At 71.8% G+C, this 11,482-nt stretch carries 12 protein-coding genes; 5 read left to right on the top strand and 7 right to left on the bottom strand.

Going from position 1 to position 11,482, the window contains the following annotated elements; all coding sequences use genetic code 11:
* The 3 genes from C5B96_RS04580 to C5B96_RS04570 all read right to left on the bottom strand — a co-directional run.
* Nucleotides 1–540, bottom strand: a 540-nt coding sequence (locus C5B96_RS04580; RefSeq protein ID WP_104243403.1) for a MerR family transcriptional regulator, incomplete at its 3' end; no start/stop codon positions are given.
* Nucleotides 541–639: 99 nt separating this feature from the next.
* Nucleotides 640–1,347 carry a MerR family transcriptional regulator gene (locus C5B96_RS04575; protein ID WP_104243401.1) on the bottom strand — a complete coding sequence of 236 codons (708 nt, stop codon included), beginning with the start codon at nt 1,345–1,347 and terminating at the stop codon, nt 640–642.
* Nucleotides 1,347–1,760 (bottom strand): FHA domain-containing protein, encoded by a 414-nt coding sequence (locus C5B96_RS04570; protein ID WP_233188997.1) that lies wholly within the window; start codon nt 1,758–1,760, stop codon nt 1,347–1,349. The genes C5B96_RS04575 and C5B96_RS04570 overlap by 1 nt, the downstream gene beginning before the upstream one ends.
* 238 nt (nt 1,761–1,998) lie before the next feature.
* Between C5B96_RS04570 and C5B96_RS04565 the strand changes: the two genes are divergently transcribed.
* From C5B96_RS04565 to C5B96_RS04555, 3 genes are read left to right on the top strand one after another with little or no spacing between them, the layout of a single operon-like run.
* Nucleotides 1,999–2,901: a DUF3097 domain-containing protein gene (locus tag C5B96_RS04565; protein ID WP_104243399.1), complete on the top strand. Its 903-nt coding sequence runs from the start codon at nt 1,999–2,001 to the stop codon at nt 2,899–2,901.
* 8 nt (nt 2,902–2,909) lie between these two features.
* Nucleotides 2,910–3,788 (top strand): aminodeoxychorismate lyase, encoded by an 879-nt coding sequence (locus C5B96_RS04560; RefSeq protein ID WP_104243407.1) that lies wholly within the window; start codon nt 2,910–2,912, stop codon nt 3,786–3,788.
* A gap of 3 nt (nt 3,789–3,791) precedes the next feature.
* Nucleotides 3,792–4,412, top strand: a complete 621-nt coding sequence (locus C5B96_RS04555; protein ID WP_104243397.1) for a trimeric intracellular cation channel family protein — start codon at nt 3,792–3,794, stop codon at nt 4,410–4,412.
* A gap of 239 nt (nt 4,413–4,651) precedes the next feature.
* Here C5B96_RS04555 and C5B96_RS04550 read toward each other — a convergent pair whose 3' ends face one another.
* The gene (locus C5B96_RS04550) at nt 4,652–6,097 is read right to left on the bottom strand and encodes a S1C family serine protease (protein ID WP_104243395.1); all 1,446 of its coding nucleotides are present in this window, start codon (nt 6,095–6,097) and stop codon (nt 4,652–4,654) included.
* 143 nt (nt 6,098–6,240) lie between these two features.
* Here C5B96_RS04550 and C5B96_RS04545 point away from each other — a divergent pair, with 143 nt between their 5' ends.
* Together C5B96_RS04545 and C5B96_RS04540 are read left to right on the top strand one after the other, a co-directional pair.
* The gene (locus tag C5B96_RS04545; RefSeq protein ID WP_104243392.1) at nt 6,241–7,917 is read left to right on the top strand and encodes a hypothetical protein; all 1,677 of its coding nucleotides are present in this window, start codon (nt 6,241–6,243) and stop codon (nt 7,915–7,917) included.
* A 21-nt stretch (nt 7,918–7,938) separates the two neighbouring features.
* The gene (locus tag C5B96_RS04540) at nt 7,939–8,310 is read left to right on the top strand and encodes an RNA-binding S4 domain-containing protein (protein WP_104243390.1); all 372 of its coding nucleotides are present in this window, start codon (nt 7,939–7,941) and stop codon (nt 8,308–8,310) included.
* A 16-nt stretch (nt 8,311–8,326) separates the two neighbouring features.
* On the opposite strand, the gene C5B96_RS04535 is transcribed toward C5B96_RS04540, so the two are convergent.
* The 3 genes from C5B96_RS04535 to C5B96_RS04525 form a co-directional block, all read right to left on the bottom strand.
* Entirely contained in the window at nt 8,327–9,337 is a 1,011-nt protein-coding gene (locus C5B96_RS04535; RefSeq protein WP_369826436.1) for a 3-methyladenine DNA glycosylase, read from the bottom strand.
* Nucleotides 9,338–9,444: 107 nt separating this feature from the next.
* Nucleotides 9,445–10,674, bottom strand: a complete 1,230-nt coding sequence (locus C5B96_RS04530; RefSeq protein WP_146078089.1) for an FtsX-like permease family protein — start codon at nt 10,672–10,674, stop codon at nt 9,445–9,447.
* A gap of 67 nt (nt 10,675–10,741) precedes the next feature.
* On the bottom strand, nt 10,742–11,401 hold the full coding sequence (locus C5B96_RS04525) for an ABC transporter ATP-binding protein (RefSeq protein ID WP_104243386.1): 660 nt from the start codon (nt 11,399–11,401) through the stop codon (nt 10,742–10,744).
* Nucleotides 11,402–11,482 lie beyond the last annotated feature (81 nt).

Here is an 11,482-nt window from a genome sequence, read left to right as displayed (position 1 = left end):
GGAGCGGGCGGCGCGGCGGGCGGCGAGCTCGTCGAGGGGGTCGGCGACGTCGGTACCGAGGTCGACGAGGGAGTTCTCCACCTCGCGCAGCACCTTGCCGACCGCGATGCCGAAGACGCCCTGGCCGCGGCTCACGAGGTCGATGACCTCGTCGTTCGAGGTGCAGAGGTAGACGCTCGCGCCGTCGCTCATCAGCGTCGTCTGGGCGAGGTCGGTGACGCCCGACTCGCGCAGCTGCTCGATGGCGGTGCGGATCTGCTGCAGCGAGATGCCCGTGTCGAGCAGCCGCTTCACGAGCTTCAGCACGAGGATGTCGCGGAAACCGTAGAGCCGCTGCGAACCCGAACCGGCAGCGCCGCGAACGGTGGGCTCGACGAGGGAGGTGCGGGCCCAGTAGTCGAGCTGGCGGTAGGTGATTCCGGCGGCACGAGCGGCCACGGCGCCGCGGTACCCGGCCGCATCGTCGAGCTCGGGCAGACCGTCGGTGAAGAGCAAGCCCTGGTCGTAACGAGCTTCCTCGCCGTGGACATGCTCACTCATCGTCTGCCTCTCTCGTACTTCTGTGTCCACGCTATCGACGTGAGGTGGTGCGGGCAACGACATCCGCCCAATCGCCCCGGCGTGTCGCGCGAACCCACTCTACGGCGCGAGCTTGCCGAGCGCCGAACGGATGAGGCTGGTGCGCACGACCTCGAGCTGCCCCGAGATCTCGCTCGCGCGGTCGGCGATCTGCGCCCGGCTCGACACCGTGTTGCGCCGCGCGACCGGCAGCAGGGCGCTCTCGATCAGCCCGACCTCTCGGTCGGCCGCCGCCCGGAAACCCCGGAGGTGCCGCGGCTCGATGCCGACCTTCGACAGCTCGACCATCGCCTTCAGAACGCCGACCGCCTCGTCGCCGTAGGTCTCGCTGGCGGTGATGAGCGATGCGCTGATCGAGTCGTTCAGCAGCTGGGCCGACGCGCCCGTCTCCCGCAGCAGGTCGTCACGCGACAGGCGACGCGCTCCGCTCAGCATCGACGGAACGGTGACCGTCGTACCTCCCGGCATGGGCGGGTTCAGCCCGGCATCCACATCGTGCAGGTACTGCTTGATGACGTTCAGCGGAAGGTAGCAGTCGCGCTGCATGGCGAGCACGAGCCGCAGCCGCTCGACGTCGGCGTTCGAGAACTTGCGGTACCCCGACTGGGTGCGCGCCGGCGAGACGAGCCCGCGCTCTTCGAGGAAGCGGAGCTTCGACGGGCTGATGTCGCTGAACTCGGGGCTCAGCTGCGAGAGAACCTGGCCGATGCTGAGCAGGCGGGCAGACGCGCCGCCGTCAGTGTAGGAGCGCGCCGATGACGCCGCCACTAGGCTTCTGCGTTCGCCGCCACGTCGCGACGTGAGGGATAGAAGGTGAGCCGGAACTTGCCGACCTGAATCTCCGAGCCGTCGGCGAGGAGGGCGTCGTCGACCCGCACCCCGTCGAAGTAGGTGCCGTTCAGCGAGTGCAGGTCGCGAACCGAGAAAGTCGTGCCCGAGCGGCTGAACTCCGCGTGGCGACGCGACACGGTCACGTCGTCGAGGAAGATGTCGGCGTCGGGGTGGCGGCCGACGACGTTGGTGAGCTTGTCGAGCAGGAAGCGAGCGCCGGCGCTCGGCCCGCGGCGCACGATCAGCAGGGCGGAGCCCGAGGGCAGGGCCGCGATCGCCTCGAGCTCTTCGGGGGTGACACCGCCTTCGAGGGCGGCCATCTGAGCGGCGAACTCCCCCGTGAGGTTCATGGTGTTGTCGTTGCTCGCGGTGCCGATGGCGCTGGTGCCGAGCGAACCCGGCCCCTCATCGTTCGTGCCGGGCGTCTGCACGATGCGGTGCGACCGAGTGAGCTCTGAATCGCTGTCGTCTGGCATTGTCGATGGCCTCCTTACTGCCCCCCAGCGTAGCCGATAGCCTCTCGTGAGAATGCTGGGTGTGGATAAGTCGCTGCGACGAATCCGACCGCCCGTCGACTAACGTCGAGCCGTGACTTTCGATCGCTACGGTTCCGATGTTCTCGCCGATTTCAACCGCCGCCCGGTGCGCCAGAAGGCTCCCGATTGCGCGGCCGTGTTCGATCTCGTCGTCGAAGATGTCGCCAGCGACTTCTGCGGGTCGGTCACCCGTGTGGAGGGGAAGATGGTCGAACTCGAAGACCGTCGGGGCAGGCGGCGCATGTTCCCGCTCGGCGGCGGCTTTCTCTACGAGGGCCAGCCCGTCACCCTCGTGGCTCCACCGGCGGCCCGGCCCGCGGGCGCCCTCCGCACCGCGTCGGGTTCGGTGAAGGCTCCGGATGCCCGTGCCCGCGTCGCCCGCGCCAGCCGCATCTTCGTCGAAGGCCGCCACGACGCCGAACTGGTCGAGAAGGTCTGGGGCGACGACCTCCGCGGCGAGGGCGTCGTCGTCGAATACCTGGAGGGCGTCGACCACCTCGACGCGGTGCTCGCCGAGTTCCGTCCGACACCGGCCCGTCGCGTCGGAGTGCTCGTCGATCACCTCGTCGCCGGCTCGAAGGAGAGCCGCATCGCCGAACAGGTGATGCGCACCCAGGGCGAGAACGCTGTGCTGATCGTGGGGCATCCGTACATCGACATCTGGCAGGCCGTGAAACCGGCCCGGCTCGGCATTGCGGCCTGGCCGAGCATCCCGCGCTCCATCGAGTGGAAGCACGGCATCTGCGAGTCGTTCGGCTGGCCGCACGACGAGCAGGCCGACATCGCCGCGGCCTGGCAGCGCATCCTCGGCCGCGTACGCAGCTACGCCGACCTCGAACCCGAGCTGCTCGGCCGCGTCGAGCAGCTCATCGACTTCGTGACGACCGGCGACGACAGCAACAGCGGCGAAAACCACGGCAACAGCAACAGCACCAGAGCAGCCGAGGGCCGATAATGAGTGGCATGCCCTCCCCCGTTCTGCTGCTGCTCCGTTCGCCTGCCGCCCGTGACGGCGCCCCCTCCGGCTACGACCAGGTCGACCCCGCCGCGCCCGTCGCCAACGCCCTCGACCTCGGCATCACGCGCGGTGACGGCATCTTCGAGACGATCACCGTCATCGGCGGCATTCCCCAGGCTCTGGATGCCCACCTCGCCCGCCTCGAACGCTCCGCCGCGATGCTCGACCTGCCCGCCCCCGACCTCCCGGCGTGGCGATCCACCGTCTTCGCAGCCGTCGACGCCCACACGGACGTACCGGAGGCCTTCGTCAAGCTCCTCTACTCCCGCGGTATCGAGGGCAGCGACGCCCCGACCGGCTGGGTCTGGATGCAGCAGAGCGGCGACTTCACCCGCGAGCGCAGCGAGGGTATCGACGTCGTGCTGCTCGACCGCGGCTACCCCTCCACTGTCGCCGAGACCTCGCCCTGGCTCTTGCAGGGCGCCAAGACCCTCTCGTACGCGATCAACCGCGCGGCCCTCCGGGAGGCGAAGCGCCGCGGAGCCGACGACGTGATCTTCGTCTCGTCTGACGGCGTGCTGCTCGAAGGGCCGACGGCCAACGTCATCCTGAAGCTCGGCGACCGGCTGGTGACACCGAAGCCCGATCTCGGCATCCTGCCGGGCACGACCCAGCACAGCGTCTTCGACATCGCCAAGCTGAACGGGTACGCGACGGCGTACGAGACCCTCACGCCCGCCGACCTGCGGCGTGCGGATGCCGCCTGGCTGGTGTCGAGCGTGCGCAACGCAGCGCCGATCCGCTCGGTCGACGGTGCGCCCCGGGCTCTGGATGCCCAGCTCACGGCCTCGATCAACTCCGGCCTCGCCGCCCGCACCACCTGACCCGTGCGGCGCACCGTCGGTCGGCTCTATTCCATCGCCGACCACGCGGCGACCGCCCTGTTCGCACTCGAGGGCGCCCGGGCGGCGGTCGCGGCCGATCTGGACCTGCTCGGCATCCTCGTCGTCGGCTTCAGCACGGCACTGGTGGGCGGCATCCTGCGCGATGTGTTGATCGGTGACGTGCCGCCCTCTGCCTTCCGGTCGCCCTCCCGCATCATCGTCGCGCTGGCTGCCGGGGCGTTCGTCTTTCTCGCGGCCGGCGAACTCGACCTGCTGCCCGACGAACTGTTCGTGCTGTTCGACGCGGCCGGGCTGGCGCTGTTCGCCGTGACCGGAGCGCAGAAGGCGATCGACCACCGGTCGAACGGGGTCGTCGTCGTGTTGCTCGGCACGATGACCGGCGTCGGCGGCGGCGTCGTGCGCGATGTGCTGCTGAACCGGGTTCCGGCCGTGCTGACGGGCGACATCTACGCGACCGCCGCGGCGCTCGGTGCGCTCGGGGTGCTGGTCGCGACGCGCTGCAGGGTGTCGGCCGTCGTCGCGCTCAGCATCGGGTTCGCGCTCTGCTTCGGGCTCCGGATGATCGCCTTCACCCTCGGCTGGCAGCTGCCGCACGCCCTCTGAGCGCCCGCCCCTCCTCGCAGCCGCCTGCCGCACGCCCTCTGAGCACCGCCCTCCTCGCGGCGGCCGCCGCGCGGGCCGAAGGGACGCAGATCGTTCCAAGGCCGAACGCGCAGGACGATCTGCGTCCCTTCGCGCCCGCGCCCGGCCGCGGTGGAGCGGTAAGGGGCGCACGAAGAAGGGGCCGGCAGACGCGTCGCGTCTGCTGGCCCCGTGAGGCATCCCGCTCCCGAAGGTCGCCGCTAGGCGACGGGGCCCTCGACCAGCGTGGCCTTCACCGTGTGGCTCGCGCCGGCGGCGTCGGTGTAGGTGATCGTGACGGTGTTGCCGGGCTCGTAGCCTTTCAGGGTGGTGGTCAGCGCGCTGCCGCTGGCGACCGAGGTGCCGTCGACGGCGGTGATCACGTCGCCGGCGACCAGGCCGGCGGTCTCGGCGGGCGTGCCGGCGATGACACCGGCGACCGTGGCTCCGGCGACGGAGCCTGCGGAACCGGCCGAGCCGGCCGACCCACCCGCGCTGCCCGCACCGCCCGCGCTGCCCGAACCGAGCGAGCCCGAACCGAGCGAGCCCGCGCCGCCCGAGGTGCTCGCGTCACCGGCGACCTCGATGCCGAGGAAGGCGGGGTACCCGAGCGTCACGGTCGACGTCTCCGTGCCCGACGCGATCTGCTTGGCGATGTCGAGAGCGTCGGTGATCGGGATGGCGAACCCCGTGACATCCGCCGACCCGCTCGATGCCGCCGTGTCGATGCCGACGACCTCGCCGTCGGCATCGTAGAGGGGGCCGCCGGAGTCGCCCGACTGGATGTCGGCCGCGACCTGGATCATGCCGTCGAGCGTCTCGCCCGCACTCGACCCTTCGGCCTGCGTGGTGACGCTCTGGTCGAGACCGGTCACGGTGCCGGCCGCAGCGGAGAGCGTGCCGGTTCCGCCCGCATTCCCGACGCCGGTGATCTGGTCGCCGACCGCGAGGGCCTCAGAGGTGTCGAGGGTCGCCGGAGTGAGACCGGATGCCCCCTCGAGCTTCAGCACGGCCACGTCGTTCGTCGCGTCAGTGCCGACGACCTTCGCGGTGTAGGTCTTGCCGCTGGTGGCGACCGTCACGGTGATGCTGGTCGAGCCCTCGACGACGTGGTTGTTCGTGAGGATCTCGCCGTCTGACGTGAGGATGATGCCGGTGCCGGCCGCTGCAGCGCCCTCGTACTTCAGCTCGGTGTCGATGAAGACGACGCCGACGCCCTGCGCGTCAGTGGCGTCGGTCGCTGCGGGGGTGCTCGAACCGGTGCCGGTCGATCCGCTGCTGCCGCTGCCGCTGCTGCCGGTCGACCCGCCGCCGAAGCTGTAGCCGTGGCCACGGCCGCCGGTGCTGCCGCTGCTTCCGCTGCCCGCGCCGCCGTTCGGAAGCGTCGTCGTACCCGATCCGCCCGTCGTGTCGAGGTAGCGGGATGCCGCGCTGCTGTCACCCGTCGACGTGACGGCCGATGCGGCCTGCAGTGCGAGGGGAACACCGACCCCAAACGTGACACCGACGCTGGTGCAGGCGACCGCGATGGCGGCCGCCGAGGCACCCAGGATCAGAAAGTTGCGGGGGCGCCAGAAGCGCTTTCCCCGGGTGGTGGCCCCCGCAGCAGCGGGTGCCGACGTCTGCAGCTCTGACTCGGGCTGCGGTGCGATTTCGGGCGTTTCCATGATGTCCTCTCGGTGCCCGGTGCGGGCAAGATCAAGACAACTCCGCGACCCTATGAGGAGGCTATGTACAGCAATCGGGGAACCTGAGAACTTTCGGTGGGGAGTCTGAGGGTGCCCTCGCCAGGATTCTGTAGGCTGGAACCATGACTGACGAGACCCAGACCGACGCCTCCGAGGCACCCCCCGTGGTGCCAGCGGCTGAGACGGGTTACGTGCTCACGCGGCGTGACCGAACAGCCATCCACTTCATCGACTGGGCCGTGAAGATCGGCACTCCGGAGTTCCAGGAGCGCTACCGGCCCGTCACCGACGAGCTCTTCACGCACGTCTACATCGACCCGACCGCGAAGCCCGCATTCGTGCCGCCCGCCATGGCCAGCGTCGAGCAGCTGAACGACGAGAGCGACCCGCTGGAGATCATCCGCTCGCACCTCGGGCTCGTGATCGACGACCGGCGGGCCCGGGACAAGGCGAGAGTCGACCTGCAGGTGCACTACGAGCAGTCCGAGCGCGACCTCGCCGACGTGCGCGCCCAGGCCGCCGACCTGCAGCAGCGCCTCACCGACACCACCTCACGGCTCGAGGCCGCCGACGCCCGCGTCTCCGAACTCGGTGAGCAGCTCGAGGCCGAGGTCTCCGGGCTGCACTCGAGCCACGCCGCCGAGCTCGCAGCGACCCTCGCGGCCCACGAGGCGCGCATCGCCGAACTCTCCGAGGAACGCGACCGCGCGCTGGCCGAGCTCACAGCCGAGCGGGATGGCGCCGTCGCCGCGCTGACCGCCGAGCGCGACTCCGAGATCGCCCGGCTCGAGGCCCAGCTCGACGGTGACACGGCAGCGCAGCGGGCCGAGCACGAACAGCAGATCGAACTGCTGCGCTCGGAGCACGCGTCGACCATCGACACGCTCACGGTCGCCGGCGCCCTCGCCGCAGAAGAGGCCGAGACGCGCCACGCCGCTGCCGTCGTCGAACTCGAAGCCGGCCACGCCGCGGCGATCGCGGCCCTGCACGCGACACTGGCCGCCACGGCCGCCGCTGCAGAAGCGACCACGGTGCAACTGAAGGAGGCACGGCTCGAGGCCGGCAGCCTCACCGCCCAGCGCGACCGTGCGATCGCCGAGGGTTCGGAATGGCGCAACCGCCTGCACCAGACCGTCGGCGCGCTGGCGACGAGCGCAGACGTGGGCGAGTGGACGAACGACAACGCTCCGGATGCCCGGCTGATCGAATTCATCGAGCAGACGCAGCTCGCCCTCACCTCCGAACTCGAACTCGCCCGGGCCACCCTCGATGAGATCGAGGAGGTCGCGACGACGCAGCTGGTCGACGACGAGGAGACCAGCGACTATGCGATCGGCGCCAACGACGCCGCGGTGCTGGTGCTGAACTCGCTGTACGGCTCGGCAGACGAGGGCGACGGTTCGGCAGACGAGGGCGACGGTTCGGCAGATGACGTCGACGGCCCGGCCGTCGGGGATGCCGGCTCGGCCCTCGGGGGTGCGGCAGGGGCTGACGCCTCCGACGACGCCCTCGCCGAAGTCGAGGAGGCCGACGCCGAATTCGAGGCCGAGCTGCGCGACGAGGTCGACGTGGAGTTCGAAGCGGAGGGTGATCGCGACGGGGAGTACGCGGCATCCGGTGCCGACCGCCCCGCCGACCCGCAGGCCGACGGATCGACCGCCGCTCAGCCCCCCATCGGGCACACAGCGGTCATCGAGCACACGATCGTGCGGAACGACGACCCGGAGATCGACGATGTCGACGCCCTCGGCCGCCTGTTCGCCGACGACGACACCCGGGAGCAGCGACGGGCCTCCTGACCGCCCGGCGGGTGGTCGGCCATGGCTGAGCTCGCGAGCGCCCGGGTCGACAGCTGGGCGTGGGCGGTGCGCATGTTCAAGACCCGGTCGGCGGCCACGGCGGCCTGCCGCGCCGGTCACGTTCGCATCAACGGCGAGAAGGTGAAGGCCGCGCAGACCGTGCGGGTCGGCGACGAGGTGCGCATCCGGAGCGCCGGCTTCGACCGCATTCTGGTGGTGAGCCGGCTCGTGGTGAAACGGGTCGGCGCGGTCGTGGCGGCGGAGTGCTTCGTCGACCGCACTCCCCCGCCGCCGCCCCGCGAGACGGTCGCGCTGGTCGCGACGCGGGACCGGGGTGCGGGCCGGCCGACGAAGCGTGAGCGTCGCGAGGTGGATCGGCTGCGCGGGCGCTGACGCGCGCGAGCGGCCCTCAGCTGCCTGGGCTCGCGGGAGCCGCGGCGTGGCGGGCGCGGGCGATCGCCGCCAGGAGGTCGCGGCGCAGCGCGTTCGAGCGGTCGGCGAACGAGCGCTGCTGCTCGGCGTAGGCCCGCTTGCCCTCGCGCGTCTCGATGCGAACGGGAGACAATCCGTAGGCCGAGACGTCGTAGGGCGAGGCCCGCATGTCGAGCTGGCGGATGTCGCGGGCGAGCTCGAAGCAGTCCAGCAGCAGCTCGCCGGGAACCAGCGGGCCGAGCTTGATCGCCCACTTGTAGACGTCCATCCCCGCGTGCAGGCAGCCGGGCTGTTCGAGGTCGGGCTGGGACTCCCGGGTCGGCCGCAGCTCGTTGGTCGGGATGGCGTCGGGTGTGAAGAAGCGGAACGCGTCGAAGTGCGAGCAGGCAATGCGGTTCTGCTCGACGACGGTGTCGGTCTGCTCTGCGGTGAGCCGCAGCGGCAGCGACTCGTGCCGGGTCTCGCCCTCGGCGACGTGGTAGACCATGGCCCACTCGTGCAGCCCGAAGCAGCTGAAGCGGGCGGGCCGCGCCGCGGTCTGGGCGAGGAGGCGCTCGAGAAAGGCGACCGTGGCCGACTTCGCGGCGAGGTAGGCGGCGGCGTCGACGGTGCTGGCGGTGCTGGCGGTGCTGGCTGCCGCGGGTCCTGCCGCGCGCGCGGGGTGGGTCGAGGCATCCAGAGTCGACGGGTGCTGGCCGACGGAGATGTACCAGCGCCACTCGTGACGGTCGAGGCCTGCGGTGTTCTCGAGCGCGACCCCGGCGCCCGGGTGCCAGCGGCGCAGCAGGCTGGGCTTGTAGGGGTAGTAGGTGAAGAGGAAGTCGTCGATGGGATGCGTCTCACCGGTCTGCCGTCGCGCGCGCCAGGCGACGGTGAGGGTGTCGGCGCGGGTCTGGTGGGCGGCCTCGCGAAGGCGCCACTCGGTCTCGCTGAGCAGTTCCGGGCGCGGCAGGGCCGTCTGGTGCCGAGACGGAGCGGTGAGGGTCACCCGTCGAGTCTACGAGCCGGGTTCGTGGGCCGGGGTCGTCGGCCGGGTCGTCGGCCGGGTCGTGGGCCGGGGTCGTGGGCCGCTGCGTGCGGCCGGGCAGGCTGCGCTCACGGCACCCGCAGTTCGCGGAGAGGGTCCCGGGTGGAGGCGACGAACGCCGGCAGCACGGCAGCGACGACGCTCGTGAGAACGGCGAGCACCCCGACGGCCGCGACGAAGGGCGGCGACGGAAGAGGGGATGCCGCGGCCGCGAGAGCACAGAGGGCGCCGAGGATCCCGGCTGCGGCACCGAGCGTCGCGAGCATCCCGGTCTGGGCGAGCAGCAGCGTCACCACGAGCGACCGAGCCGCTCCGAGGGCTCGGCGCCGACCGAAATCGCGGCGGCGGAGCATCACGAGGGCGTAGAGGATGGCCGCGACGAGCGCGGCGGACGCACCGAAGCTCGAGAGCACCATGGCCCGCCCGAAGCCGCCGAGCTGCTGTTCGACCTCGACCCGAACGGCGGCGAGCTGCTCGCTGGTCTCGACGGTCACGGTCGTCGGGTCGTCGACTCCGAGGAGCGAGGTGACGGCAGCGGCGACCGGACCGACGAGGGCGGGGCTGGTGGCGCGCACGACCAGCACGGCGACCGGCTGCGGCAGATGGTCGCCCGTGGTGCCGCTCGGCCCGGCGGGCGACTCCCCCGGGGTACCGCTCGGCGCGGCGGGCTGCGGTGGGTGCTGCTGCGGCGCGGGCGCCAACACGATCGGCTCGAGAAAGCGCAGGTCGGGCGGCAACTCCAGTCGGCCGCCCACGAGCCACACGGTGCCCGAGCTCGGCGACGCGACGGCGCCCACTCCGTCGGCGAGCCCGAGCTGGCGAGCGGCCTCGGGCGTGACGACGGCCGCCGCCGGGAGTTGGGTGGCGGGCGCGGGCGTGGCGGGAGCGGGCGCGGCGGGAGCTGGCGCGGCGGGAGCTGGCGCGGCGGGCATGGGCGCCGGGTCATCCATGCCGTAGGTCGGCCTGAGCGCGATGCGGGGACCGGCCGGGATCGCGGCGTTCGTCACATCCTCCGCCGGGCCGAACGCCGCGACCCAGGCGACGTCGCGGAGGGGCCGGAGACGCTCCAGCACCGAGGTGTCGAGCGCGGCGGCGGGCTGGGCGCGGACGATGATCGAGCGCGTGCCCGACGCATCTAGGGAAGTCAGCACCGCCGTCGCGCTGCCCTCCGTGCGTCCGGCGGTCAGCAGCACCGTCGAACACAGCGCCGCGACGACCGCCATCGTCAGCACCGTTGCGACCTTCTGACTGCGAGCCGAGGCCGCTGCTTCGCTGGCGATCGCCCGAGTTCGGCGCATCCATCGACCGGCTGCGCCCGGCGGGAACCGCCGCACCGCGCCCGCAGGTGACCCGGACGGTGCCATCTCAGAGCTCCCGTCGCCGGTCGCAGCGCGCCACGAGGTCGGCGTCGTGCGTCGCGATCACGACGGTGGCGCCGCCGTCGGCCGCTTCACGGAATGCCGCCAGCACGACCGCGGCCGACGCTGCGTCGAGGTTGCCCGTCGGTTCGTCGGCGAGCACGATGCCCGGGCTGTTCAGCAGCGCCCGGCAGAGCGCGATGCGCTGCGCCTGCCCGCCCGAGATCTGGCCGGGGCGGGAGGCGCTCCGATGCTCGACGCCGAAGCGCGCGAGCAGGGCCAGGGCGCGGTGCTCGGCAGGGCGTCGTGGCTCCGACCGGTAGAGGCACGGCTCGAGCACGTTGTCGAGCACCGTGCGGGATGCGTCGAGGAGGGCGTCCTGGAACACGAAGCCGATGCGCGCGGCCCGGATGCCCGCCCGCTCGGCGTCGGCCAGGGCATCCATCGGCACACTGTCGACGAGCAGCGACCCGGAGGTCGGCCGCACCATCAGCCCCAGCAGGTAGAGCAGGGTCGACTTGCCGCGGCCCGAGGCGCCGGTCAGCGCGACGATCTCGCCGGGGTGGAAGTCGTCGCTCCAGCCGTCGAGGAGCGGCTCGGAGCTGTGGCTGTAGGCGAAGGTGAGGTCGCGCGCTTCGAGGCGCGGGGCGCCGGCCGGCGGCGTCATCGGGCGCCCGGGGTGGTGGCGGGGGCGCCGCGGGCGGGTTGGGCAACAGCCGCGACGACGCGGGCGGGCAGGGTGGTGGCC

Source organism: Subtercola sp. Z020, from assembly GCF_002931235.1.
In the GTDB taxonomy this organism is placed as follows: domain Bacteria; phylum Actinomycetota; class Actinomycetes; order Actinomycetales; family Microbacteriaceae; genus Subtercola.
This window is presented reverse-complemented; position numbering and strand designations above follow the sequence as displayed.